This window comes from Prauserella sediminis (assembly GCF_014195435.1).
GTDB lineage: Bacteria > Actinomycetota > Actinomycetes > Mycobacteriales > Pseudonocardiaceae > Prauserella > Prauserella salsuginis.
The window spans coordinates 1,417,752-1,443,949 of sequence record NZ_JACIBS010000001.1; the positions used below are offsets into that span (position 1 = coordinate 1,417,752).

The 26,198-nt window shown below is 69.3% G+C and carries 21 protein-coding genes; 11 read left to right on the forward strand and 10 right to left on the reverse strand.

Translation table 11 applies throughout. The features are described from left to right. Positions 1-52 precede the first annotated feature (52 nt). Genes FB384_RS06395 through FB384_RS06405 form a run of 3 tightly spaced genes read left to right on the forward strand, consistent with a single transcriptional unit; the run spans position 53 to position 4,106 of the window. A complete protein-coding gene (locus FB384_RS06395) occupies positions 53-1,504 on the forward strand; it encodes an FAD-binding oxidoreductase (RefSeq protein ID WP_183780137.1) in 1,452 nt (483 codons plus the stop codon). Continuing rightward, positions 1,501-2,817, forward strand: coding sequence for an FAD-binding oxidoreductase (locus FB384_RS06400; RefSeq protein WP_183780140.1), 1,317 nt, complete (start codon positions 1,501-1,503; stop codon positions 2,815-2,817). Before FB384_RS06395 ends, FB384_RS06400 begins: the two co-directional genes overlap by 4 nt. Then, positions 2,814-4,106: a (Fe-S)-binding protein gene (locus tag FB384_RS06405; protein WP_183780143.1), complete on the forward strand. Its 1,293-nt coding sequence runs from the start codon at positions 2,814-2,816 to the stop codon at positions 4,104-4,106. The genes FB384_RS06400 and FB384_RS06405 overlap by 4 nt, the downstream gene beginning before the upstream one ends. A gap of 12 nt (positions 4,107-4,118) precedes the next feature. On the opposite strand, the gene FB384_RS06410 is transcribed toward FB384_RS06405, so the two are convergent. The 3 genes from FB384_RS06410 to FB384_RS06420 all read right to left on the reverse strand — a co-directional run bounded on the left by FB384_RS06410 (position 4,119) and on the right by FB384_RS06420 (position 8,626). Then, positions 4,119-4,715, reverse strand: a complete 597-nt coding sequence (locus tag FB384_RS06410) for a GTP-binding protein (RefSeq protein ID WP_183780146.1) — start codon at positions 4,713-4,715, stop codon at positions 4,119-4,121. A 117-nt stretch (positions 4,716-4,832) separates the two neighbouring features. After that, positions 4,833-5,222, reverse strand: a complete 390-nt coding sequence (locus FB384_RS06415) for a roadblock/LC7 domain-containing protein (RefSeq protein WP_183780148.1) — start codon at positions 5,220-5,222, stop codon at positions 4,833-4,835. After that, a complete protein-coding gene (locus FB384_RS06420) occupies positions 5,219-8,626 on the reverse strand; it encodes a sensor histidine kinase (protein WP_323985143.1) in 3,408 nt (1,135 codons plus the stop codon). Before FB384_RS06420 ends, FB384_RS06415 begins: the two co-directional genes overlap by 4 nt. A gap of 444 nt (positions 8,627-9,070) precedes the next feature. Here FB384_RS06420 and FB384_RS06425 point away from each other — a divergent pair, with 444 nt between their 5' ends. The 3 genes from FB384_RS06425 to FB384_RS06435 all read left to right on the forward strand — a co-directional run bounded on the left by FB384_RS06425 (position 9,071) and on the right by FB384_RS06435 (position 11,937). Then, positions 9,071-9,286 carry a hypothetical protein gene (locus FB384_RS06425; protein WP_183780152.1) on the forward strand — a complete coding sequence of 72 codons (216 nt, stop codon included), beginning with the start codon at positions 9,071-9,073 and terminating at the stop codon, positions 9,284-9,286. Between the two features lie 462 nt (positions 9,287-9,748). Next, positions 9,749-10,783 carry an NAD(P)-dependent oxidoreductase gene (locus FB384_RS06430; RefSeq protein ID WP_183780154.1) on the forward strand — a complete coding sequence of 345 codons (1,035 nt, stop codon included), beginning with the start codon at positions 9,749-9,751 and terminating at the stop codon, positions 10,781-10,783. Further along, on the forward strand, positions 10,780-11,937 hold the full coding sequence (locus tag FB384_RS06435; RefSeq protein WP_183780156.1) for a DUF1015 family protein: 1,158 nt from the start codon (positions 10,780-10,782) through the stop codon (positions 11,935-11,937). Before FB384_RS06430 ends, FB384_RS06435 begins: the two co-directional genes overlap by 4 nt. A 16-nt stretch (positions 11,938-11,953) precedes the next feature. On the opposite strand, the gene FB384_RS06440 is transcribed toward FB384_RS06435, so the two are convergent. After that, entirely contained in the window at positions 11,954-13,549 is a 1,596-nt protein-coding gene (locus FB384_RS06440) for a peptide chain release factor 3 (protein ID WP_183780158.1), read from the reverse strand. A 157-nt stretch (positions 13,550-13,706) separates the two neighbouring features. Between FB384_RS06440 and FB384_RS06445 the strand changes: the two genes are divergently transcribed. Beyond that, positions 13,707-14,549: an LLM class F420-dependent oxidoreductase gene (locus FB384_RS06445; protein WP_183780160.1), complete on the forward strand. Its 843-nt coding sequence runs from the start codon at positions 13,707-13,709 to the stop codon at positions 14,547-14,549. Between the two features lie 240 nt (positions 14,550-14,789). Here FB384_RS06445 and FB384_RS06450 read toward each other — a convergent pair whose 3' ends face one another. From FB384_RS06450 to FB384_RS06465, 4 genes are read right to left on the reverse strand one after another with little or no spacing between them, the layout of a single operon-like run. After that, positions 14,790-15,113 (reverse strand): putative quinol monooxygenase, encoded by a 324-nt coding sequence (locus FB384_RS06450; protein ID WP_183780163.1) that lies wholly within the window; start codon positions 15,111-15,113, stop codon positions 14,790-14,792. Positions 15,114-15,137: 24 nt separating this feature from the next. Beyond that, entirely contained in the window at positions 15,138-16,163 is a 1,026-nt protein-coding gene (locus FB384_RS06455) for an NAD(P)-dependent alcohol dehydrogenase (protein WP_183780166.1), read from the reverse strand. Beyond that, complete coding sequence (locus FB384_RS06460) at positions 16,160-16,939, reverse strand: iron-sulfur cluster assembly protein (protein WP_183780169.1); 780 nt, start codon at positions 16,937-16,939, stop codon at positions 16,160-16,162. The genes FB384_RS06455 and FB384_RS06460 overlap by 4 nt, the downstream gene beginning before the upstream one ends. Then, entirely contained in the window at positions 16,939-17,970 is a 1,032-nt protein-coding gene (locus FB384_RS06465) for an amidohydrolase family protein (protein ID WP_183780172.1), read from the reverse strand. The genes FB384_RS06460 and FB384_RS06465 overlap by 1 nt, the downstream gene beginning before the upstream one ends. A 174-nt stretch (positions 17,971-18,144) precedes the next feature. Here FB384_RS06465 and FB384_RS06470 point away from each other — a divergent pair, with 174 nt between their 5' ends. Continuing rightward, the gene (locus FB384_RS06470; RefSeq protein ID WP_183780175.1) at positions 18,145-19,596 is read left to right on the forward strand and encodes an AAA-type ATPase lid domain-containing protein; all 1,452 of its coding nucleotides are present in this window, start codon (positions 18,145-18,147) and stop codon (positions 19,594-19,596) included. 305 nt (positions 19,597-19,901) lie between these two features. Here the strand turns inward: FB384_RS06470 and FB384_RS06475 are convergent, their stop codons facing one another. Beyond that, entirely contained in the window at positions 19,902-20,276 is a 375-nt protein-coding gene (locus FB384_RS06475; RefSeq protein WP_183780178.1) for a DUF779 domain-containing protein, read from the reverse strand. Between the two features lie 5 nt (positions 20,277-20,281). Further along, positions 20,282-21,805, reverse strand: coding sequence for an acetaldehyde dehydrogenase ExaC (gene exaC, locus FB384_RS06480; protein WP_183780181.1), 1,524 nt, complete (start codon positions 21,803-21,805; stop codon positions 20,282-20,284). A 216-nt stretch (positions 21,806-22,021) separates the two neighbouring features. On the opposite strand from exaC, the gene FB384_RS06485 reads away from it, so the two are divergent. From FB384_RS06485 to FB384_RS06495, 3 genes are all read left to right on the forward strand, one after another. Then, complete coding sequence (locus tag FB384_RS06485; protein WP_183780184.1) at positions 22,022-23,548, forward strand: helix-turn-helix domain-containing protein; 1,527 nt, start codon at positions 22,022-22,024, stop codon at positions 23,546-23,548. A gap of 215 nt (positions 23,549-23,763) precedes the next feature. Next, the gene (locus FB384_RS06490) at positions 23,764-24,192 is read left to right on the forward strand and encodes a diol dehydratase small subunit (RefSeq protein ID WP_258937864.1); all 429 of its coding nucleotides are present in this window, start codon (positions 23,764-23,766) and stop codon (positions 24,190-24,192) included. Positions 24,193-24,487: 295 nt separating this feature from the next. After that, positions 24,488-26,194: a propanediol/glycerol family dehydratase large subunit gene (locus FB384_RS06495; RefSeq protein ID WP_183780190.1), complete on the forward strand. Its 1,707-nt coding sequence runs from the start codon at positions 24,488-24,490 to the stop codon at positions 26,192-26,194. The last annotated feature ends 4 nt before the right edge of the window (positions 26,195-26,198 follow it).

A 26,198-nucleotide genomic window follows, 5' to 3' on the forward strand; every position in this document is an offset into this window, starting at 1 on the left:
TCGAACGCAGACGGTTCGGACACCACCGCACGATTGCGGAAGGAGAGCGACGATGCTCGACCGCGCAGCCCACGACGCACTGGTCGCGGCCGTCGGCACGGAGAACGTCATCTCCGATCCGGTACAGCTACGCAGCTACGAATGCGATGGCCTGACCGGCTTTCGGCAAATACCTTCACTCGTCGTACTCCCACGCGCCACCGAGCACGTCGCAAACGCCGTACGCGCCTGTCATCGGCACGGCGTCCCGTTCGTCGCACGCGGCGCGGGCACCGGACTGTCGGGCGGTGCAATGCCGGTCGCCGACGGCGTCGTGATCTCACTGCAGCGAATGCGCGAGATCGTGGACATCGACCCGATCGACCGAAGAGCGGTGTTGCAGCCGGGCGTCACGAACCTCGACATCACGAAAGCTGCTGCCGCACACGGGCTGTACTACGCCCCTGACCCGTCGAGTCAGCAGGTTTGCACGATCGGCGGCAACATCGCGGAGAACTCCGGTGGTGCGCACTGCCTCAAGTACGGCTTCACCACGAATCACGTGCTGTCCATGACCGTCGTGCTTCCCGACGGGGAGATCGTGACACTCGGCGGTGACACCGACGAACAACTCGGCCCCGATCTACGAGGTGTGGTCATAGGTTCGGAGGGGACGCTCGGCATCGCGTGTGACATCACGGTGCGCCTTCTCCGCACTCCGGAGACCGTGCGCACACTGCTCGCGGACTTCCCCTCCGTGACGGCGGCGGGCGACGTCGTCAGTGACCTCGTCGCCGCCGGCATCATCCCCGCGGCGGTCGAGATGATGGACAATCTGGCGATCCAAGCCGCAGAGAAAGCGGTCGGCGCGGGATACACCCTGTCGACGCCTGCGGCGCTCGTGGTCGAACTCGACGGGCCCGAGTCCGAGTGCGAGGCTCAGTTCGCCGAAGTCCGCGCGATCTGTGACCGGCACGGCTGTACGCGGCTGCACATCGCCGAGACCGCAGCGGAGCGGGCCAGGATCTGGAAGGGCCGCAAAGCTGCTTTCGCCGCGGTGGGGCGAATCAGCCCCGATTACATCGTGCAGGACGGGGTCGTTCCGCGGACACGACTCGCGGAAGTGCTGAACCGGATCGAGAACATGGGCCGTGATGCCGGTCTGCGCGTGGCGAACGTCTTCCATGCGGGCGACGGCAATCTGCACCCGTTGGTGTTGTTCGACGAGGATGCGGGCGAGCTGGAACGCGCCGAAGAACTGTCCACCGACATCGCGGAACTGTGCGTGGAACTCGGGGGCTCGCTGTCCGGCGAACACGGAATCGGCACGGACAAAGCCTGCTCCATGCCGCGCATGTTCGGCGAGGCCGACCTTTCCACGATGGACAGGGTGAGGACGGCATTCGATCCGCAGCATCTGTGCAATCCGGGCAAGCTGCTGCCCACACCGAGACTGTGCGGAGAACAGCCGGGCCGGTACCGGCCGCACCCGCTGGAAGAGGCCGGGGTGATCGAGCGTCTATGACCGCCACGATTCTGACACCGACGGACCTGCGTTCGGCGTGCGAGGCGTTCGCCGAGACCGGGGGCACGGTACGAATTCAGGGTGCCGGCACAGCCGCCTCCTGGGCCGGCACCATCGGCGCGGCCGACGTCGTCGTCGACACGACGGGCCTCACCGGGATCCGCGCCTACAACCCGGCCGACATGACGGTCTCCGTCGGCGCAGGCACACCGCTGGACCAGTTACAGGACGAGGTCGCCCAGCACGGCCAGCGCGTGGCATTCGACGCCGCGCGAGTACGTCGGGGCGCGACCGTCGCGGGCCTGATCGCAACCGCCGATTCGGGCCCACTGGCACTCGGCTACGGATCCATGCGTGACCTTGTCATCGGAGCGACCGTGGTGTTGGCGGACGGCACCCCCGCCAGGACGGGCGGGCACGTCATCAAGAACGTCGCGGGCTACGACCTGGCGAAGCTGATGCACGGCTCGTACGGCGCATACGGCCTGATGGCCGAGGTGGTGTTGCGCTTGCATCCCGCTCCGGAGGCACAACGCACCGTGGCGCTGGACTGCACACTGCCCGAAGCCGCCGACCACACGCGGTCATTGCTGGCCGAGGCACAGGAACCGGTGTCACTCGAGTGGGCCGACGGCACGCTGCTCGTCCGCATCGAGGGCACGACCGACGGCACCACAGCCAGGGCGCGAAGGCTCGTCGAACTGACCGGAGGCCGAGCGCTGTCGGATGACGAGGCAGCGGAATCATGGCAACGGCACGCTCGGTTGGTCGACGACGCGACGGTACGGGTCGGCTGCAGGCCGAGTCGCCTACCCGGTGTCCTCGGCCGGTTCGACTCGCCGGCGGTGGCCGGGCTGGCCACCGGTGTCGCGACGCTCTCGGTACCTGCAGCGCAGGTCGACCACGTCCATGACGCCGTCACGGAAGCAGGAGGGACCTCCGTGCGGCGGAGCGCGAGCGGTGGGCAGGCACGGTCGTGGGGGCAGCAGCCGTCCGCATTGCACGTGCTGCGGGCGATCAAACGCGAACTGGACCCGGCCTTCCGGCTGGATGCCGAACGTTTCGGAACGTGGCTCAAACCGGCCGCAGCCGCATCAGCCGAACCCGCCGGCAGGGACACGAGCACCGGTACGACTCCGTCGAGGGCGGCGTCTCGGACCGCGTCGCCGACAGCATCCGGAGATTCCGCCGACGAGACGGCGCACGGAGCGGTGACCCCGGACGACGCGGCGTTGCGGCCGGTGGCCAGGACCCAGGCACCAACCGACTCCGGTGGGACGGAACCTGCCGGAACGGAACAGGAGGACTCGTGACGGACTCGAGTTTCGACGCGACCAACCCGCCGTCGCGCGAACTGCTGAACGACTGCGTCCACTGCGGGTTCTGCCTGCCGACCTGCCCCACCTACCAGTTGTGGGGTGAGGAGATGGACTCGCCGCGCGGACGGATCTACCTGATGGATCTCGCCGAGCGCGGTGAGATCGAACTCGAGGGCGCGTTCACCGAACACATCGATGCCTGCCTCGGATGTATGGCGTGCGTGACGTCGTGCCCGTCCGGCGTGCAGTACGACCGTCTCCTCGAGGCGACGCGGCCGCAGGTCGAGCGGAACGTACCGCGTGCCCGATCGGACCGTTGGTTCCGGAACGGAATCTTCGCGCTGTTCCCCTACCGGCGCCGGCTGCGTGCAGCGGCCCTCGGCGGTGCGCTCTACCAGAAACTGCGCCTGCCGGCGCTCGCCGCACGGATACTACCGCCGCGGCTGCGGGCAGCACAGGCGTTGATGCCGCAGGTCCGACTGCGGTCGGCGTTCGCGAGCCTTCCGCGTCGGGTGCGCCCGGCCGGCGCACCGCGCAAACGTGTGGCGTTGCTGTCGGGGTGCGTGCAGGACGTGTTCTTCCACGAAGTGAACACTGCGACCCAGCGTGTGCTCGCGGCGGAAGGCTGCGAGGTCCTCACTCCACGCGAGCAGGGATGCTGCGGCGCACTCGGACTGCACGCCGGACGTGAGCCGCATGCCCGCGAACGTGCGAAGCAGACGATCGCGACGTTCGAGAAGCTTCCGGTGGACAACATCGTCGTGAACGTGGCCGGATGCGGATCCTCGTTGAAGGAGTACGGCCACCTACTCGCAGATGATCCACAGTGGAGGGAGCGGGCAACGGCTTTCAGCGAGAAGGTACGGGATGTCACGGAGCTGCTCGCCGAGCTCGAGCCACAGGCAGAACGGCACCGTATCGACGCGAAGGTGGCATACCACGACGCGTGTCATCTCGGCCATGCACAGGGAATCCGGGAACAGCCCCGGTCGGTGTTGCGGACCATCCCAGGCGTTGACCTGGTCGACCTGCCCGAGGCCGAACTGTGCTGTGGCTCCGCCGGGATCTACAACATGACCAACCCCGAGCCAGCCGAGGAACTCGGCGAACGCAAGGCGCGGAACGTGCGAGCGGTCTCCCCCGAACTGCTGGTCACGGCCAACCCGGGTTGTCTGCTCCAGTTGCGGCGTTTCCTGGACGACGTGCCGATGTTGCATCCGGTGCAGCTGCTCGACGCATCCATCCAGGGCCGCAGGCCGACGGAGGCGCCGATGACCGAATGATCACGACACGGCTCAGGACGGTGCCGAATGGGCCAGGTCGTACTGGTGCATGACGTGTTCGACGAGCGCGATCAGCACATCCCTCGACGACGCGCGGTCGCGCGCATCGCACAGCATGAGCGGCACGGTGGGTGCGATGTCGAGAGCGTCCCGAACCTCGTCGGCCGTGTAGCGGTGGGCGCCGTCGAAACAGTTGACACCCACGATGAACGGCACGCTGCGCCGCTCGAAGAAGTCGACCGCCGGAAAGCACGCCTCGAGACGCCGGGGGTCGGCCAGTACGACGGCACCGATCGCACCCTCCGCAAGCTCGTTCCACATGAACCAGAACCGGTCCTGCCCCGGCGTACCGAACAGGTACAGAATCAGCTCAGGGCTGATCGTGATGCGGCCGAAGTCCAACGCCACGGTGGTACTGACCTTCGACTCGACGCCGGTCAGATCGTCGGTGCCCGCGGACGCCTCGGTGATCGCCTCTTCGGTTCGTAGTGGCGGTACCTCACTGACGGAACCGACCAGGGTCGTCTTACCGACGCCAAAGCCGCCGGCGATCAGCAGTTTCGCGGCCGTGGTCTCTCCACTGCCGGGTTCGGGCTGTCCGGGTGTCATGGAAAACCGCCTGCGTACGTTTCGTGTTCGGATCCGCTGGAGCGTCCTCGCGGTAGTGGCACATGTTCGCAGGCGATCCAACCACGCGGGCGGCGACGTGCCGACCGCGAGGGTCCGTCACGTCCGAGGTGCCGCGCTCAATACCGCACCGACTCGCTTCACCATCATGTTCATGGAGTAGGCCACCATGCCCATATCCGCATCGGCCGACGTCAGAAGGGCGAGACACGCCCCGCTGCCGGCAGCCGTGACGAACAGGAACGCGTGGTCCATCTCCACGAGCGTCTGCCGCACGCCACCACCACCGAACTGGCGGCCGGTTCCTTTCGCCAGGCTTTGGAACGCCGACGCGACCGCCGACAGGTGCTCGGCCTCCTCGGCGGCCATGTTGCTGGAGTTGCCCATCAACAGGCCATCCGCCGACAGCACCACCGCCCTGTCGGCGCCGGCGACCTGCTGCACCAGATCGTCGAGCAACCAGCCGAGCTCACTACCCCTGCTTGTCATCCTGGTCCTTCCCCACTTGCGAAAAGGCCGGTGCCTTCTCGCTTCCCCTGATCCTGGCGCGCACGTTGCGTGCCACGCTGGAATCCCGCGAACCTGTTCCTCGCCGCGTCGGCGTTCGCGCCCCGGTCCTCCGTCCCCGGCTCCGACGACTCCGGCGCGTCCTGCGGCGCTTCCCGAAGCTGCGGAGCGAGGTTCTCCTGCTTGCGCCTCCGCGGCAACGGCGGTTTCGAGCGTGCACCGCCGACCCCGGCAGCTCCCCCAGCGCCGGTACCTCCCGCAAGTCCGGCCGATCCCCCGCGTCCACCGGCCCCCGTGGCCCCCGCCGGCGGCACTGCGGGCTGCTGGCCGGAATGGTGCAGTGGGTTCCGCGGTCGCGGCGGCATACCGCCACCTGACGACTCCCCCGGCGACTGTGGCTGCCCGGATGCCGCCGAACCCGACGTCGACGGCTCGGCCGGTGCCGCAGACCCAAGTGTCTGCGAACCAAGTGCCGCCGAACCGGGTGCTACCGAACCGGGTGCCGGGCGCCGTGCTTCCGCCCATCCTGCGGCCGTCGACGGCCCCTCGGACTGTTCAGTCGGCGACTGCCCGGCCGGTGACTGCACCTGCTGCTCTGGGTCGGCCGGCGATTGGGACCGCCGCCGGCGCGAAGGCTCCTGCCCGGGCTGCCCACGTGATGCCGCCCTGTGGTCGCCTGCCGAGGACTCATCACCGGCATGTTCGTCGCGAAGGAAGCGGTCCTGTACCGAAGGGGCGCGCCCCGGCCGGCCAACGGGACGTTCCACACCCGAGGACGGCCACGATTCGGAACGCTGGTCGGCCCACGGCCGCTGACGCGAGGCACGACGCGGCTGTGGTTGCTGCCGGCCAGACTGCCCGTGCGGTTGCGGTGACTCCGCGTGCCGTGGCTCCTCGTGCGGTGACTCCGACTGCTGGGAATCCGGCTGCTGGGAATCCGACTGCCTCGACTCGGACCAGTCCTGCGACCGGGTGGACTGCGACGACCGGGATTCCAGCGGCGACCGAGGGTCGGGCCGTTGCTGCGGCTCCGCGACCTGCCCCTGGGCCGACCGCCCGGGATCCGGCCATTCCCTCACCTGGCCGTCCGGTGCGGCCGGCAGCTCCGGCGTCCCCTCTCGTGCAGCTCCAGGTACCTGCTCAGCACCGCCGTGTTCCTGCGGTGCGGTGTGTTCCTGCTCCGCACCCGGTTCCTGATGTGCGGCCTGCTGCGGGTGTGCCTGCCGTTCGTCGCCCTGTCGGGCCGGCTCCTGCTGGGCCGACGTGCTCGTCGAACCGAACCATCCGGCTCCCGGCGCTTCGACCTTCGGCTGGGAGCCGGACAGGATCGCGCTCACCGATGCCGCGGTCGCGAATCCGTGGCCCGGAGCGGCGCCGCCTGCGGCCTCGTCGCCCCCGGATCGGCCGTCGCGCGCGCCACCGGTCCGGGGGTCGGCCTGTGCGGCACCCGTCCGCGCGGAGCCCGCCGCATCGGACGGCTCCGCGGTCGGCCAGCCGACGGCCGTATTGGAGCCGGTGTCGGGGCCTCGGCCGCCGTCGCGGCGGTCGTGTTCGGGCAGCGTGCCGAGCAGCTCGGGGTCCAGCCGCACGACGGCGCGAGTACCCCCGTGAATCGCTTCCCGGAGCCGCACCTGGATGCCGTGCCGCGCGGCCAGCCGCGCGACCACGAACAAGCCCAGCCGTGGCTCGTCGGACAGCGCCATGAAGCTGAAGTCCGGCGGCTCGGCCAACAGCGTGTTCAGCCGTTCGGCGTCCTCTTCCTCGATGCCGAGCCCCTGGTCCTCCACCTCGAGAACCACGCCCTTCGCCTCGGCCGCGTCGCCGCGCACCACGACGCGCGAATCGGGCGGGGAGAACGCCGTCGCGTTGTCCAGCAGTTCCGCCAGCAGATGCACGACGTCACCGACGGCCGGACCGATCACGGCGACGTCCGGCAGCGTCGCCACGTCGACCCGCCGATACTGCTCGATCTCGGCGTTCGCGCCGCGCACGAGATCGGCGATCGACACGGGATTGCGCCACCGCCTGCCCGGCTGCTGTCCGCCGAGGATGATCAGGTTCTCGGCGTTGCGGCGGGCACGAGTGGCGAAGTGGTCGACGCGGAACAGCATCTCGAGCTGCTGCGGATCGTCCAGGTACTCCTCGGCGTCGTCGATCGCCTTGAGCTGGCGATGCACGAGCACCTGGCTGCGGTGGGCGATGTTGAGGAACACCGTCTTGGTGCCCTCGCGCACCCGCGACTCCTCGATGGCCGCGGCAACCGCGGTGCGCTGCGCTTTCCGGAACGCATCGGCGACCTGGCCGATCTCGTCCTCGCCGTGGTCGACCGATTCGAGTTCGACAACGTCGACGTTCTCGCCTGCCCGCACGCGTCCGACGAGGTCCGGCAGCCGGTTGTCGGCGAGGTCGAGCGTTTCCTCGCGAAGCCGCACGAGCCGCCGCACCAGCCATTGCGCGAGCCGCCACGCGAAGAAAATCAGCAGCGATCCGACGACGAGCGAGGCACCGCCTGCGACGAGTGCGCCGACGAGGGTGCGATCGGCACGCTCGACGCCTTCGTTCGTGGCGTGGGTGCTCTGTTCGATGTACAGCGACATCAACGCCCCGCCGACCTCGCTGGCAGCCTCGTGCCACCGCTCGGGTGACACCGGAACCTGCTGGGTGCCGCCTTCGAGGAACGCGTTCTCGACCCGGGACACGACCCGCCACGCGTCGCTGCCCACGAGCCGTTCGTACTCGGCGCGCACCTCGGGAGTCATTGACGACCGCGCGAGCTGCGCACGGTAGGCGCCCACCTGGCCCGCGTAGGTGCGGAACTCCTCGTCGGTCAGTCCGCCTGCGACGTGCCCGGCGGCGGCGAGCGCATCGGCTCGTGCCATGCCGTCGGCCGCCGTGAACAGGGGCATGGACTGGACGCGCAGGTACGCCGTCTCGGCGTCGGGGGTCAGCCTGGCCACTCCGGTGAGCCCGGCCGCGACCGTGTCGATGATCCGGTTGTAGAGGTCATAGGCGTCCTGCAGTGAGGGGCCGTCGGGTCCGCCTGCGCCGTCGACCTGGCCGCGGAATCGTTGGAGTTCGCCGAGCTGACCTCGCAGTCGTTCGATGACGCCGCGGATCTCGTCGGACGCGCCGTCGACCATGCCGTCGACGTCGTCCATGAGGTTTCTGGTCGCCGCGTCGGTCGCGGTGCGTTGTTCGGCGAGTTCCCGTTGCGAGGGCGATCCGGCGAGGGCTTCCAGGGTGAGTCTCCGTTCGGCACGGATCGCACCGAAGAAGTCGACACCGGGCTCGGCCGCCTCGTGCACCCGGACGACGAAGTCGCGGCCCTTGACGGCGTCGTAGATCAGGTAGCCGGACACGACGACGCCGACCACCAACAATGCCACGCTGGGTATAAGCGCGGCAGCGAGCACACGCCCGCGGAGTGAACGCCTGGAAGGCTTGGTGACCACGCCTCGAGGCCCTTTCATCGACGCCGGATGACTGCCCAGGGCCCCCGCCCCCATCGAGCTGATTACACGTCGGGCCGGGTCGCCAACTGCCGCGGGCGGCCCGACCACGCAGCGCGGAGGTTATGCAGCACGACCTGGAGAGTCAACGCTGGTGACTCGACCAGTTCGAGGATTCTCGGCATACGCGAAGCGAACGAGCTGCGTTTTCAACCTTCGGACACGCGGCGAAGTAGTAACTCGACGTGATCAAGGTCATGACCCATCCGGTGGACGACGAAGGTCGCTTTTCAACTCGGCAGTAACCCTCTCGGACGCCCCAGCGATATGCATACCGGACACCGTCCCTGGCCCGCAGCTGTCCCCTTGAGGAGGTGAGCGATGCTCCGGCGCCCCTTGAGTGACCTCCGATTCCAGCAACCGTCTGCCGAGCGAGTGCTGTTCGTGTTGCTCTCCGTAGCGTTCGCCGTCACAGCGGCACTGCAGTTCTTCCTGGCCGACGCGATGTCGGTGTGGTGGCCGATCGTGCTGGCGGCGGCGCTCACCGTCGCAGCGATCATCTGCCTCTACGCCGCGTTCCGCGACACCGGCGACTGACCGAGCACCGACCGTCGTCAGGACCCACACGTCACTCGCTGTGACACCCCCGCCACGGCGGCGCCCCGAGCCGCAGCGAACTCCCCGATGCGAGCACGTGCGGCGACTGAAACCCACAGGCCTACGGAAGTTCGCAGGCCCACGGAAGTTCGTAGGCCCTACAGGCCCCACACGCCCGACAGCGCCGCTGCGAAGGGCGACCGCCGTCGACTACGAGGTTTCCGCCAACCGGAACCGAAAGTCTCACCGCACCGACCCCATGTGGCCGCGCACAGTTGATGTCGGCCCACGGTGTTGACGTGCTTCGACCGCGTCTCCACCATTGCGTTATAGGCAACTGATTGTGCTATGCGCAACAACGCTCCGAAGAAGCGGCCGCGGGTCGAAGGAGTCGCCGCGGGCGCGTCTCCCACGCCCACGCCGATACCCCCACAGGTTCGTCGCGCCGAGAGAAGGTGGCCGATGAGGATCCTTGTCGCCGACGCGTTCCCGGACGAATACCGCGCCGAACTCGCCGCATACGGACATGACTGCACCTACGAACCCGAAACCACGGCCGAAGAGCTGGCCCGGGCACTCGCCGGCCACGACGCGCTGATCGTGCGCAGCACCGCGGTGACCGCCGACGCAGTCGAGGCCGCCGACTCGCTGCGCCTGGTGATCCGTGCCGGCTCCGGCACCAACACGATCGACCGCGACGCCGCGGCACGTCGAGGCGTCTACGTCTGCAACGTGCCGGGTCGCAACGCCATCGCGGTCGCCGAGCTGACCATGGGGTTGCTGCTCGCGTTGGACCGCAGCATTCCCGACAACGTGGCCGATCTGCGTGCCGGCCGCTGGGACAAGAAGCGCTATTCCCGGGCACGGGGTATCCACGGCCGCAAGGTGGGCGTCGTCGGACTCGGTGGCATCGGGCTGGCGTTCGCCGAACGCGCGGCTGCGTTCGGCGCCGACGTCCACGCGGTGGCCAAACCGGACCGCGACGAACGGACCCTGGAACGGGCACGCGCCATCGACACGGTCTTCGTCGACTCGCTGGACGAGCTGGCCCGCACCTGCGACGTGCTGTCGTTCCATGTGCCCGCCACCGCCGACACCCGCATGCTGGTCGACCGGCAGCTGCTCTCGCAGCTGCCGCCGGGGGCGATCGTGCTGAACACGTCTCGCGGCGACATCGTCGACGAGGACGCGCTGATCGAGGCGATGGAGAGCAACGGTGTGCGAGCGGGTCTCGACGTCTACGCCGACGAGCCCACCTCCAGCACCGGGACCGTGACTTCCCGGCTCGCCAAGCACCCGAACGTCTACGGCACGCACCACATCGGCGCCTCCACGGAACAGGCCCAGCACGCGGTCGCCGCCGAGGTGGTGCGGATCGTCACCGCCTTCACCGCCGCAGCGCCCTCGGACGCCCCGCCACACTGCGTCAACCTCGACGCGCTCGAACAGGCCGCCCTGTCCTCCCCCACCTCCACGACCTCGGGTGGCGGGCCATGACCGCGCCGCAGCCGCTGCCCGCCCACGAGCTGACCGCGCTGCACGGGGACGACTGGAACGCGGGTGTCACGACCCGGCCGCCGCGCGTGCTGGTGCTGAACCCGCAGCGCGCCGCGTACCTGCCGGAACCGGCGACCGCCGGGCACCTGCCCGGCCTCCTGGAACGCGGCGTGCTGCACCACGTCCCCGACCCCGCCGTGCTGGTCTATCGGGTGACCAGCGGTGCGCATCAGCAGACCGGCGTCGTCGTCGAGGTCGCGGTCGACGACTACCGGACAGGGCGGATCCGCCGGCACGAGGCCACCGACCACGACCGGGAACGGCAACTGGCTGAGCTGACCGAACGCTGCGGCGTCGAGAAGCTGCCCGTCACGCTCGCCTATCCCCAGCGTCCAGCCCTGCATGAGCTGATCACGCGCGTCGCCGCGGGCGAGCCACACGTGCGCGTCACCCGCGAACACGAGGAGCACGCGGTGTGGATCGCGCAGGACGCGGAGACCGTGCGGGCCGTGTACGACGAGCTGGCCGCGCTCGCGGTGCTCTACATCGCGGACGGGCATCACCGGATGGCGGCCGCCGAGCACAGCGCCGCCCCGACCGGGTCGTTCACGCTCGCCGCGCTGTTCCCGAGCGATCAACTCCGCATCCTCGGCTATCCCCGGTGTGTCCGGCTCCCGGCGGACACCCCGGCGCCGGTCCTGCTCGATCGACTGGCTCGGCAACCCGTGGTGGCGCGAATCCAGGAGATCGCACCCTCCGACGAGATCCGGCCGGACCACGGGACGGTGTCGATGTACCTGGACGGCCGCTGGTACCGCCTGTGGCTCCGCCGGCCGAGCAGCGCCACGCCTCCCCCGACCACCGTCCACCCGCTATCCACAGTGGACACGGTGCTGCTCGACGAAGCGATCATCGCGCCGGTATTGCCGGCCGGGGAGGGCGGTCACACCCCGCTGCCCGGTCACGTCGGCACCGCGACCATCGCGAACTGGTGCGACGAGCACGGCGCCGTCGGGTTCCTGCCGAGTCCGCCGCGGTTCGACCAGGTCATGGCCGTCTCCGATGCCGGTCACGTGATGCCGCCGAAGTCCACCTGGTTCGACCCGAAGGTCTGCCACGGCCTGTTCCTGCGCCCCGCGACGGGCGGTCGATGAACCGCCCCGGTGGACGTCAGCCTTCGGCGAGCAGCGGTTCGAGTTCGAGTTCCGGGTTGGCGCGCAGGAGGATGCGCATCGACATCTCGTCCTCGAACACGGCCAGCTCGGTGCCGTCGGCGCGGTCGAGGACCTCGCTGCGCCTGCCCGCGTCGACGATGCCGCGCTGCGACGAGTCACCCAGTTTCCGGACGGCACTGTAGGACAGCCGGTCCAGCTTCACCGGAGCGTTGAACTCGTGCTCCATCCGGTGGGTCGCCACCTCGAACTGCATCGGGCCGACGGCAGCGAGCACCGGGGCGCCCTCGCCGCGCAGATCCGAGGTCAGTAGCTGCACCACGCCCTCGGCGGCGAGCTGGTCGATGCCCTTTCGGAACTGTTTGGCCTTGCTCAGGTCCGACGGTGTCGCGACGGCGAAGTGCGCGGGCGCGAACTGCGGCAGTCCGGGGAAGCGCACCGCGGGTTTGCCGGAGTACAGGGTGTCGCCGACCCGCAGCGCCGTGGCGTTGACGAGGCCGATGACATCGCCGGGGTACGCGGTGTCCACTGTGGATCTTTTCTGCCCGAACACCTGCTGCACGTATTTCGTCGCGAACGGACGTTTCGTCGTGGCGTTCGTGACGACCATGCCGCGTTCGAACACGCCGGAGCACACCCGGGCGAACGCCACCTGGTCGCGGTGCGCGCGATCCATCCCGGTCTGCACCTTGAACACGAACGCCGAGAACTCGCCGTCCAGCGGCCGCGGCGCGCCGTCGGCATCGTCCCGCGGAGCCGGCCGGGGCGCGAGGTCCACGACGAGGTCGAGCAGGTGGCGCACGCCGAAGTTGAGCACCGCGGCGCCGAACAGCACCGGCGTGGCGCTCGCGTCGCGGAACCGCTCCTCGTCGAACTCGCCGCCGGATTCGAGCAACAGGTCGTACTCTTCACACGCGGTCGTCCAGTCCTCACCGACCTCCGCCTCGGCCTGCTCGGGCGACAGGTGCTCCTCGGGGGCGGCCTTCGCGCCGCCCGCGGTCCGCGCGTAGCGGACGAACTGCCCCGTCGGCACGTCCAGCACTCCCTGGAAGTGCCCCGGCGATCCGACGGGCCAGGTCAGCGGCATGGGCTGCAGTTCGATGCGCTCGAGGAGCTCGTCGCACAGTTCGAGCGCCTCCCGGCCGGGCCGGTCCCACTTGTTGATGAACGTCAGCACCGGAATCCCCCGATGCCGGCACACGTCGAACAACTTCAACGTCTGCGGCTCGAGCCCCTTGGCCGCATCCAGCAACATCACCGCCGAATCGACCGCCGACAGCACCCGATAGGTGTCCTCGGAGAAATCCGCGTGACCCGGCGTGTCCAACAGGTTGATCACACAGTCGCGATACTCGAACTGCAACGCCGCCGACGTGATCGAGATACCACGCGCCTGCTCCATCGACATCCAGTCCGACACGACGCCCTGTCGGCCACCCTTGCCGTGCACGGAGCCGGCCTCGGAGATCACGCGCGCGTGCAGCGCGAGCGCCTCCGTCAGCGTCGACTTACCGGCGTCGGGATGGCTGATGACGGCGAACGACCGCCTGCGCTGCGCCTCGTGGAGGGGAGCGGCGTCGTGAGGAGTGGACACAGTCCACCAGGCTACTCGCGCGAACAGCCACCCTCCGATGTGCGGGTCGCATGCCCGCCGGCCGCCGGCTCCGCGTGCGCCCGCGAAGCCTGCCTGCGGACGGCCTCGCCGGTCCACACCCTCCCGAAGTTATCGAGAACATGTTCTACTTACGGGCATGCGCCACGGGATCGTCATGTTCACCAGCGACCGCAGCATCGCACCCGCCACGGCGGCGCGCCTGGCCGAGGAGGCCGGATTCGCCTCGTTCTGCGTGCCCGAACACACGCACATCCCGGTGCGCCGCGACGCCGCACACCCGCGCACCGGCGACTCCTCACTGCCCGACGACCGCTACGTGCGCACGCTCGACCCCTGGGTCGCACTGTCGACGGCAGCCGCCGTCACGAGCCGCATCCGGCTGGGCACCGCCGTAGCCCTGCCCGCCGAGCACGATCCCCTCGCACTGGCGAAGACGATCGCCTCGCTCGACCACCTCGCGGGCGGGCGCGTGACACTCGGCGTCGGATTCGGCTGGAACACCGATGAGCTCGCCGACCACGGCGTACCTCCCGGCAAACGGCGCACGGTGCTTCGCGAGTACATCGAGGCGATGCGCGCGCTGTGGACCGCCGACGAGGCCACCTACGACGGCGACTTCGTGTCGTTCGGGCCGAGCTGGGCCTGGCCGAAACCCGTCGGCGACGTGCCGATCGTCGTCGGCGCCGCGGGCACCTCGAAGACGTTCGACTGGATCGCCCGCACCGGCGACGGCTGGATGACCACACCCGGCGAGGGCGACATCCGCGACAAGATCACCACTCTCCACCGCACCTGGCGGGAGGCCGGCCGCGTCGGACTGCCCGAGGTCGTCGCGCTGGCGGGCAAGCCGAACCTCGAACAGCTCGACGAGTGGGCCGCCGCAGGCGTCACCGAGACGCTGTTCGGCCTGCCCGACCGCACCGAACCGGAGGTCGCCGAGTACCTGCACCGTCTCGCGGGCACCCTCGCCGACCGGTGACGCCGGACGGCAGCGCGACCCGATCGCCCCGCACCTCGTCGAACGTCGACCCGACCTGGGTTTTCGACGTCCGGCATCCGGGTATTCCTCAAGACTCGCCCGCTCGGGAGTGGCGAGAATGCGCCGGCTCTCACAAGCCGGCGGGGAACCCGTCGCCGTCGGGGGCGACGGGTTCCGCGCTGCCGGGCCGGAAGGGCCGGCGGGGCTGGCGGGGCGCACCGCCGGCTGGGCCGCAGGCGGCTACTTGACCGCCATCTCGCCCAGTTCCGACCAGTCGTCCTGGTCGACCGTCGTGTTGACCACCCGCGGGGTCGCGGCGAGGTACGGCGGCAGCGTCTGCTGTGCGGCCTTGAAGTGTTGGGAGTTGACGTGCGCGGCGCCGGCGTCGCCGTCGCGGAACGCCTCCACGAGCACGTACTCGTTCGGGTTGTCGAGGCTGCGCGACCACTCGAACCACAGGCAGCCCGGTTCGTTGCGCGTGGCGTGGGTGAAGGCCTTCGAGATCTCGGGCCAGCGATCGGCGTGCTCGGGTTTGACCCGGAACTTCGCGGTAATGAAGATCATCGCTTCGTCTCCTCGTCGTCGGTGTCAGGGCGTGAGGACGGCGCGGCCGCGGATCCGGCCCGCCTCCAGGTCGTCGATGGCATCCTGGAACCGCTCCAACGGGTACTTACTGGTGTGCAGCCGCACCTTGCCTTGTGCAGCAAGCACCATCAGCTCGCACAGGTCGTTGTAGGAGCCCACCAGGTTGCCGATAAAGTTGATCTCTGTCGAGATGATGTCGATCGTCGGGACGTCGATGTTCTCGCCATATCCCACCACGTGATAGTCACCGGCGCGACGCAGCATGCGCACCCCCTCGGCCGTCGCCCCGCCCTCGCCGACGAAGTCGACGACGACCTCCGCACCGTTGCCGCCGGTCAGCTCCAGCACCCGCGACACGTGCGTGCCGTCGGCGACGACGCCGTGATCAGCACCGATGGACACCGCCAACGTCACGGCGTCCGGATTGCGGTCGACGACGATCAGTTCCGCGGCGGTGAGTGCCTTGAGCACCTGGATGCCGATGTGCCCGAGCCCGCCCGCACCGATGACGACGCACCGATCGCCGGGCCGCAACCTCCCGGCCGCCTTGGCCGCCGCGTGATAGGCCGTCAACCCCGCATCGGCGAGCGCGGCCACATCGGCGGGCTCCAGCGAATCGTCGAGCCGCACCACACTGCGCGCCGACGTCTTGAGGTACTCGGCGTAGCCACCGTGCGTGTCGATGCCGGGGAACAGGCTCTGCCCGCAATGCACGTCGTCACCCGACCGGCAGGCCCGGCACAGACCGCACGTCACCAGCGGGTGCACGATCACCTTGTCGCCCTCGGCCACGTTGGTGACCGCGCTGCCGACGGCGTGCACCCAGCCCGCGTTCTCGTGCCCGATCGTGTAAGGCAGCGTGACGCCGGACTTCTCGGCCCACTGGCCTTCGAGGATGTGGACGTCGGTGCGGCACACGCCCGCGCCGCCGATCTTCACCACGACGTCGTAAGGCCCCGTCGGCTCCGGCATCGGCACCTCGGCCTGCCGCAGCTTCTCGTGGTAGCCGACCACCTGGATCGCTTTCATGACACCTTCTCCTGGAATGCTCGGGGCGACTGGTCGGCCGCCGAATCGGGGTAACGGGTACGCAGCAGACCGCGGCAGAAATGCGCGTTGCCGTCCATCGACACGCGCAGCGAACGCGCGACCCGCAATCGCCACGGCACGTCCTCCGGTGAGCAGGACTCACCGTCCGGGCCGATCAGCGCGGGCCGGTCGGCCGCGGTGGACAGCCCGAGCGTGCGGCGGTGCCGCAGCAGCGCGCGGGTGGCGTCGTCGGCGGGCAGGTCGCCGAGCGTGACCGCGTGCAGGCCCTCCTCCGGCAGGTCGGGATGGGCACGCAGGTACCGCGTGAGCGCCCGTTCCATCGCCGCGGTGTGCGCTTTGCGGCGGAACGTCAGCCGCAGGTCGTCGAGGTCCTCGTCGGCCTCGTCGCCGAACGTGCCGCGGTAACCGGCGTCGGCGGCCAGCCCGCGGTTGATGATCTCCGAATCGTGGTGGTCGTCGAGCCGCACCGTGGCCGCGACGCCGAGTGCGAGCAGCGCGTCCTTCGCGTCCGACGCCATGAGGTAGGCGAAGTTGGGTGCGCAGAACGACGTCGGCAGCCGCAGGTGCACCACCAGTTCACCGTCGGCGACGTCCATCGACCGGACGAATCCGAGGTCGGTGATCGGCTCGTCGAGTTCGGGATCGACGACGGTGCCCAGCGCCGCACGTGCCCGCTCCAGCAGCGGCGCATCAGCCGCGGATCCCACCACGGCAGCGGCATCCGCGCCGGCCGGCTCGTTCGTCGCGGCACCCATCAGGCCACCGCCACGGCTTCGGTCTTGTTGCCGGTGGAGTCCTCGCCGGAGGGCAACCGGCATTCGGCGGGCACGTCGATGTCGTACATCTTCGCCGCGTTCAGCCCGAGGATCTTCTTCTTCTGCGCCGTGGTCAGCGGCGCGTACTCGACCATGTCCTCCGGGATCTGGAAGTCGACGAACTGCTCCACGAGCCACTTCGGCGTCCAGATCGCGTAGTCACTGGAGAACTGGATGCGGTCCTCGTCCAGCCAGTACAGCAACTCGCCGATGATCTGGGCGAAATAGCGCGGCCGCGAGTGGATGAACGGCATGGCCACCGCCAGGCCCGCGTGCACGTTCGGTTCCTGCGTGGCGATCCAGCAGAAGTCCTCGAGCCGCGGCAATCCGCAGTGCTCGACGATGATGTTCAGATCAGTGAAGTCCGTGGCGACCTTGTCGATGTCGGCCACGTCGAAGGCGTCTCGGTCGAGCGGGCGGATCGTCGGGCCCTTGTGGATGTGGATGTTGCGGATGCCCAGTTCCTGGCAGGCCTCCAGATACCGGTACGACCACGGGTCGTCGAGCTTGTAGCCGCGCGAATCCCCCTGCCACTCGGCCGTGTAGAGCTTGACGCCCTTCAGCCCGAACCGCTCGGCGTCGCGCTTGAGCTGGTCGAGTCCCGCCTGCTCGAACCGCGGGTCCCAGCAGTGGTTGTAGGTCAGCTTGTCCGGATGCCGCTGCGCGAGCGCGAACGCCTCCTCCGTCTGGCCGAACCCGTTGTTGTAGAACGCGCTCAGCAGCGCGGGCTGGAAGATCGCGTGGTCCACGTAGCCGTCGGTGAACAGGTCGCGCATCAGCCGCTCCCCGCCCTGGTACAGGTACTCCTCGTACGGCCACACCTCGGATTCCGGGCTGAGGTTGCGGTGATAGTCGTAGAAGCAGTCGATGAACTGCTTCCCGTGGATGTTGCGCTGATTCTCGGGACGGGCGTCCCAGAGTGCTACGTGCGCGTCGAGAATGAAGTACTTCTCGCCGTCCTTGGTGTACATGGGTCTCCTCCCGTACGTGGCGCCGGTGGCACGTGGTGCGGGAACGCTACGAGCGCCCGGGAGTCCCCGGGACCCCATGCGTGTCTCACTTTGAGACACCTGGACCGCTGAGGTTCGGGGCACGCTGTGGTTGTCTGACTCGGGAAGGCGCAATGACGCGCTCGGGAGGCTCACATGCACCGCGACGACTTCGCGCTCTCCGCGGACCCGCAGGGCGGAGCACCACGGCTCCGCGCATCCTGGCGCCGCAGCGAGCGCTACGGCCTTGCGGCCGACGAGATCCGGCCCGTGTTCACGGGGTCGGTCGACACCGAATCGCTGCTGTACGAATGCGGCAACGAGGTACTGCGCGGCCTGCAGCGGACACTGGCGAACGAACCGGTCAGCATGATGATCACCGACCCGGACGGGCTCGTGCTGAGCAGGCTGTCGGAGGACGCCACGATCAACCGCTCACTGGACCGCGTGCACCTCGCCCCGGGTTTCTACTTCGCCGAGCGCAACGCCGGCACGAACGGCCTCGGACTCGCGCTGGCCGACCGCGCGCCGTCGCTGGTGCGCGCCGACGAGCACTACTGCACCGGCCTGCGCGGATACACGTGCGCGGCAGCACCGGTGGTCGACCCCACGGGCGACGTCGCGGGCAGCGTCAACCTCACGACCTGGTCCGATTCCGCGCCGGAACTGCTGATGGCGCTGGCGCAGTCGGCGGCGGCCAACACGTCGGCGTTGATGCTGGCCAGGGGAACCGGCAGGGCCGCTCCTCCCACCCCGCACGGCGAGGTGTTCCGCGTCTACGCCGACCGCTCGCGCGCACCCGAGGAGGGCCTGCCCACGGCGGGATGGCGCAGCGCGTTCGCCGAGGCGCGCACGGCGTTCCGGCGCGGCCTGGCGGTCGCCGTGGTCGGCGAACCGGGTACCGGCAAGACCGCACTCGCGTCCCTGGCGCGCCGCGAACTGCGCCGCGAACGGGTACTGAGCGCTCGGCCGCCCACGCCCGAGGACGTCGAGTCGTGGTTCGAGCTGTGGGTTCCCGAACTCGGTAAGGAGAGCACCTGTGTGATCGTGTCCGGGGTCGACAGCCTACCCGCGTGGGCGACGACCGAGCTCGCGCAGTTGTTCACCCGGGTGCGGGCCACCGACGGCGTCCAGCCCTACGTGGTCACCGCCGCCTCGGCGGACACGCTGCCGACCGAGCTCCGCGAGCTGGTCGACGTGGTCGTCGAAGTGCCGGCCCTGCGGTTCCGCCCCGCCGACATCATGCCGCTGGCCAGGCATTTCGCCCACCAGGCCCGGGGTCGCGAGATCGACTTCACCCCTGCTGCCGCCCGGACGCTGACCGGCTTCGACTGGCCTGGCAACGTCCGCAGTCTCCGCCGGGTCGTCCGCGAGGCCGCGGCCAGGACCGACCGCATCGACCTCCACCACCTGGCAACCGAAGTGTTCACCGGACCGGGCCATCCGCTGACCAGGTTGCAGTCGGTGGAACGCGACGAGATCGTTCGCTGCCTGACCGAACCGGGCACGACCGTCAGCGAGGCGGCCGAGCAACTGGGCCTCGGCAGGGCCACGATCTACCGCAAGATCCGCCAGTACCGCATCACGGTCCCCGACCGCGCCCCGTGAGCGATCCGGGACGCCCGCCCTCGAGCGCACCTTGGGGGTGGAGAGCGATCCTGCCGCGCGGAGCGCGTCCGTGCGGGTGGCGGTGGGCGGGAGCGACAAGTCCTCCCCTCGCCGGAGCGCAGCCCACGGCATCGGGTCCCGACACCGGATCACGGTGTCGGGCCAGGGTGTCGGGTCGCGGTGCCGCGCCGCAGGCGAAACGTGGCACGAGGCCCGCCCGCCGGTACGTCCATAGTGGACTCATCGGCGGACGGGCCTCGCGGGTCGGGGTGGGCGGGGTTCGAGGATCGGCCGGACAGCCGGGGTCAGGACCGTCCGATCTCGGCGAGTTCGTCGTCGGTCAGCAACCGCGAACGGATCAGGAACCGCACGCCCTCCGGCGCCTCGAGCGAGAATCCGCTGCCACGCCCGCTCACCACGTCGATGGTCAGGTGCGTGTGCTGCCAGTACTCGAACTGCGCCCGCGACATCCACACCGGAACGGGATCGACCACCCCGGCGACGTCGAGGTCGCCGAGGTGGACGTCCGCCTCGCCGGTGCGGAACTCACCGGCCGGATAGCACATGGGAGCGCTGCCGTCACAGCAGCCGCCGGACTGGTGGAACATCAGCGGCCCGTGCTCGCCGGCCAGTTGTCGCAGCAGGTCCGCCGCGGCGTCGGTGAGATCCACTCTGCTCATGGCCGTCAGAAGAATCCCTGCGCGTCGGGCGAGTACGACACCAGCAGGTTCTTCGTCTGCTGGTAGTGGTCGAGCATCATCCGGTGGTTCTCGCGGCCGATACCCGACTGCTTGTACCCGCCGAACGCCGCGTGTGCGGGGTAGGCGTGGTAGCAGTTCGTCCACACGCGACCGGCCTCGATGTCGCGGCCCGCGCGGAACGCGGTGTTGCCGTCCCGCGACCACACGCCCGCACCGAGGCCGTACAGCGTGTCGTTGGCGGTCTTGATGGCGTCGTCGTAGTCGTCGAACTTCGCCACCGACACCACCGGCCCGAAGATCTCCTCCTGGAAGATGCGCATCTTGTTGTCGCCGGCGAACACCGTCGGCTTGATGTAGTAACCGCCGGACAGCTCGCCGCCGAGGTCCGCCTTCTCACCGCCGGTGAGGACCTTCGCGCCCTCCTGCCTGCCGATGTCGATGTAGGACAGGATCTTCTCGAACTGATCGTTCGAGGCCTGCGCACCGATCATCGTGTCGGTGTCGAGCGGATTGCCCTGCTGGATCTTCTCGACGCGGGCGACACCGTCGGTGATGAAGCTGTCGTAGATCGACGACTGCACCAGCGCACGTGACGGACAGGTGCACACCTCGCCCTGGTTGAGGGCGAACATCGCGAAGCCCTCCTGCGCCTTGTTGTAGAAGGCGTCGTCGGCAGCGGCGACGTCGGAGAAGAAGATGTTCGGGCTCTTGCCGCCGAGCTCTAGCGTCACGGGAATGATGTTCTCGCTGGCGTACTGCATGATCAGCCGGCCCGTCGTGGTCTCACCGGTGAAGGCGACCTTGCGGATGCCGGGGTGCTGGGCGAGCGGCTTGCCCGCTTCGGCGCCGAAGCCGTTGACGATGTTCAACACGCCCGCGGGCAGCAGGTCGGCGATCAGCGACAGCAGCACGTGGATCGAGGCCGGGGTCTGCTCGGCGGGCTTGAGTACCACGCAGTTGCCCGCGGCCAGCGCGGGAGCGAGCTTCCACGTCGCCATGAGGATCGGGAAGTTCCACGGGATGATCTGCCCGACGACGCCGAGCGGCTCGTGGAAGTGATACGCCACGGTGTCGGCGTCGAGCTGCGAGATCGAGCCTTCCTGCGCGCGGATCGCACCGGCGAAGTAGCGGAAGTGGTCGACGGCGAGCGGGATGTCGGCGACGAGCGTCTCGCGGACGGGCTTGCCGTTCTCCCAGCTCTCGGCCACGGCGATGGCCTCGAGGTTGGCCTCCATCCGATCGGCGATCTGGTTGAGCAGCACCGCCCGCTCGGCGGGGGACGTGCGGCCCCACGCGTCGGCGGCACCGGTCGCGGCCTTCACCGCGCGGTCGACGTCCTCGGACGTGCCGCGTGCGATCTCGGTGAACACCTTTCCGGTGACCGGTGTCGGGTTTTCGAAGTACTGACCCTTGGCCGGCGGCACGTACTCCCCACCGATGAAGTGGTCGTACCGCGGTTCGAACGCGACGACGCTGCCTGGCTGTCCCGGTGCGGCGTAAGTGGTCATCCGAAAAGAGCCTCTCTGCTCGATTTCACTGCCTTCGACGCCGAACGTAGGAAGCGCCACGTTGCAGGCGCGTTGCACCAGCACGCCTGCGACGTGCGGCGCACCGGGCGGGTGGCACCAAGGGGCACCTCGTGTCATTTGCTTGCCCTCGGCAGCGCGAGCGGGGCATGCTCGAACGACAGCACCGCCCGTCACCGTCGCCGTAGCGGAGTGTCCATGAGATCCCAACCCGCCCCGAACGCACTGCACAGCGCGTCGGATCCGATCGCTCAGCAGCGAGTGCTGCAGCAGATCCGCGACGCCGCGCTCAGTGACGAGGAGATCGGCGGCGCGAGCGGTCGGGCGGCACCGCGGACGGTCATCTCGGAGTCCTGGCGCCGGTCACTGGCGACCGGCGTGGATCCCGACGACTATCTGCCACCGCTGGTGTACGACGACGACGAGATCGACGACGTGCGCGAATCCCACCCCCTGCACACGGTGCTGCCACCGCTGCGGGAACTGCTGGTGAGCATCGCCGACGAGGCGCAGCACATCACGATCGTCACCGACGCCGACGGCACGATCCTGTGGCGGGAGGGCCCTTCCGGAGTGTGCAGGCTGGCCGACTCCGTCGGGCTGCGCGAGGGCACGCGCTGGGCCGAGTCGGCGATCGGCACTAACGCCATGGGGACCGCCCTCGCCACGAACACACCGGTGCAGATCTACTCTGCCGAGCACCTCGTGCGCACCTACCACTCGTGGACGTGCGCCGCGGCCCCGATCCACGACCCCGACACCGGCAGGGTGCTGGGCGCCATCGACGTCAGCGGCAGGCTGGACACGCTGCATCCGGCGATGGTGTCGCTGGTCAACGCCACCGCGCAGGTCGCGGAGAACCACCTGCGGCTGCGTATGGAGGACGCCGACGAACGCCTGCGCAGGCGGAACCTGCCCCGTCTCGAACGACTCGGCGGCGAACCGGGCGCCCTGCTCACGACGTCCGGCAGGGTCATCGCCGCGAATCCGCTCGGCACGTTCCCCCACCGCGTCGCCGTCGACCCCGACAGCGACCGGATCGACCTGGACGGCCGCGAGGCGCTGCTCGAACCGCTGTCGGGCGGGTACCTGCTCCGGCTGCCGCGCAAGGGCGGGAAGACGATCTCCACGCGCCCGGCTGCGCCGACCCTACGGCTATCGTTCCTCGGCTCGGCGCCCGAGGCGCAGCTGGGCGGTCGCACCGTGCCGTTGACGCTGCGCAGGGCGGAGATTCTCGCGCTGCTGGCGCTACATCCCGGAGGGCTGACCGCGGAGCAACTGGCGTTGCACCTCTACGGCGACGCAGGCAACCCCACGACGGTGCGCGCCGAGGTGCACCGGTTGCGTACCGAGCTCGGCGATGCACTGCTCGCCAAGCCGTACCGGCTTTCCGCCGACGTCGACGCCGACTTCCTGCGAGTACGCGACGCCCTCGCCGCGGGCGAGGTCGTGACCGCGGCCTCGATCGCGACCGCACCGCTGCTGCCCCGGTCGGAATCGCCGACGATCAGGGCGGAACGCGAACAGCGCACCGTGGCCCTGCGCACGGCCGTCCTCGACAGCGGCGACCCTGATGCCCTGTGGTCGCTGTCCGAGGGGGAACCCGGCCGCGACGACGTCGAGGTGTTCGAACACCTCACGCGCGTCCTTCCGGCGGGCGACCCGCGTCGCCCGGTCGCGGACGCCCGGCTGGCCTGGCTGCTCGACAGCGACGACGATGACTGACGAGGCGTGCGGTGACCGTTGACGGTCCCCGCAGGCCGACGGTCGACGGTGGCCACCCACGGGCCGCCGTCGGCGATCCACAACCGAACACCGCGTACGACGCGGGGCGCCCGCCACGTCGGGTGCAACGTTGGTGCAACGTCCCCGATCCTAGATTCGCTGCACATAGATTCGACACCCGATACCGGCTTCACAGACGAAGGCAGGTGATGGCGGTGACGCTTCCCGACCAGGTGGAACTCGACCCGGGGCGCGACTATCCGCTCGCGGCCCATCGGCCGGAGCTGCTCCGCACTCCGACGGGTAAACCGATCGACGAGCTGACAATGCAGGCTGTGCTCTCCGGCGACGTCGCCGCCGAAGACCTGCGCATCTCCCCTGACACGCTGCGGTTGCAGGCACAGATCGCCGAGCAGGTGGGCCGCACCCAACTGGCACGCAACTTCCGCCGCGCCGCCGAGCTGACCGCGTTGCCGGACGACCTCGTCCTGTCGATCTACAACTCGCTGCGACCGAACGCGTCGACGAAACAGCAGCTGACCGACATCGCCGACCGGCTCGAACGCGAGTACTCGGCGACCCTGTGCGCCGAACTGGTGCGCGAGGCCGCCGACGTCTACGAGCGCCGCGACATCCTGGCCTGACACCACCGGCCAGGGCTGCCGCAGTCGGGACGACTCGCCACCGGGTAGGGGCACGCGTCGCCCAGCTGGCGAATCGGCTCCTTCGGGAGGGTGTTCCTCCGGCCCAGCTCCACAACCCGGCACAGCTCCACAACCCGGCCCAGCTCCACAGTCCGGGAGAGTGCAGCCCCGAAAAGGCTCAGCTCAGTCCCACTGCAGCCCAGCCCCAAAACAGCCCAGCCCCGGAACAACTCAGCCCCAGAACAGCTCAGCCCCGGAACAACTCAACCTCCGCACGCAGCAAGGAGATCCGACGATGACTGCGGAACCGCTTCCGGTATCGAGTCCGAAATCCAAGCGCACCGAGGCGCTCGAAGAGCGTCCGGTCAACCTCGACGGGTTCGTCGAGGAGTGGCCCGAGGTCGGCATGGTCGCGATGGACAGCCCGTACGACCCGGCGCCGAGCGTGCGGGTGACCGACGGCGTCATCGTGGAGATGGACGGCAAGCCGCGTGCCGAGTTCGACTTCCTCGACCAGTTCATCGCCGATCACGCGATCGACGTGTCGGTGGCCGAACGCGCCATGTCGCTCGAACCGGTCGAGGTGGCGCGCATGCTGGTCGACCCCACGGTGACGCGGTCGGAGGTCGTCGAGGTCGCGGGCGGTCTGACGCCCGCCGCGCTGCTCGAGGTCGTCAAGACGATGAACGTCGTCGAGATGATGCAGGCGCTGCAGAAGATGCGCGCCCGGCGCACACCCGCCAACCAGGCGCATTCCACGAGCGCGCGCGACAACCCGGTGCAGGTCGCCGCCGAGGCCGCCGAGGCGTCGCTGCGCGGGTTCCGGGAGTTGGAGACGACGCTCGGTGTGGTGCGCTACGCGCCGCTCGTGGCGATCGCGCTGCAGGTCGGAGCACTGGCCGGCACGCCGGGCGCGCTCACCCAGTGCGCTCTCGAAGAGGCCACGGAGCTGGAGCTCGGCATGCGCGGCATCACCGCCTACGCGGAGACGATCTCCGTCTACGGCACGGAGCCGGTGTTCTGCGACGGCGACGACACGCCGTGGTCGAAGGCGTTCCTGGCTTCGGCGTACGCCTCGCGGGGCATCAAGATGCGCTTCACCTCGGGCACCGGCTCCGAGGTGCAGATGGGCAACGCCGAGGGCCGCTCGATGCTGTACCTGGAGATCCGCTGCATCCTCGTCGCGAAGGGCGCAGGTGTGCAGGGGCTGCAGAACGGTTCGATCAGCTGTATCGGCGTGCCGGGCGCCGTACCGGCGGGTATCCGCGCGGTGCTGGCGGAGAACCTGCTCGCCAGCACGGCCGACCTCGAATGCGCCTCCGGCAACGACCAGTCGTTCTCGCACTCGGACATGCGCCGCACCGCGCGGCTGCTGCCGCAGCTGCTGTCGGGCACGGACTTCGTGTGCTCCGGCTACTCGGCGGTGCCCAACTACGACAACATGTTCGCCGGCTCCAACCTGGACTCCACCGACTACGACGACTGGAACACCATCCAGCGCGATCTGCAGGTGGACGGCGCGCTGCGGCACGTTCCGGAGGAGGAACTGCTGGCCGCGCGCAGCAGGGCCGCCCGCGCGTTGCAGGCCGTGTTCGCCCAGCTCGGACTGCCGGCCATCACCGACAAGGAGGTCGAGGCAGCCACGTACGCGCACGGCAGCCAGGACCTGCCGATGCGGGACGTGCTGGAAGACCTCAAGGCCGCCCAGTCGGTCATGGACCGGGGGATCACCGGACTCGACGTGATCAAGGCGCTCGAGGCGTCCGGCTACAGCGACATGGCCCGGACGTTGCTGTCGGTGCTGCGGCACCGGGTGTCCGGCGATCTGCTGCACACCTCGGCGATCCTGACGCCCGAGCTGGAGACCCTGTCCGCGGTCAACGATGCCAACGACTATGCGGGCCCCGGCAGTGGTTACCGCCCCGCGGGCGAACGCTGGCGCGAGATGAAACGCCTTCGCCATGTCGTCAGTGCCAGCAATCCCGAAGAGGAAATCGGCTGAAAGG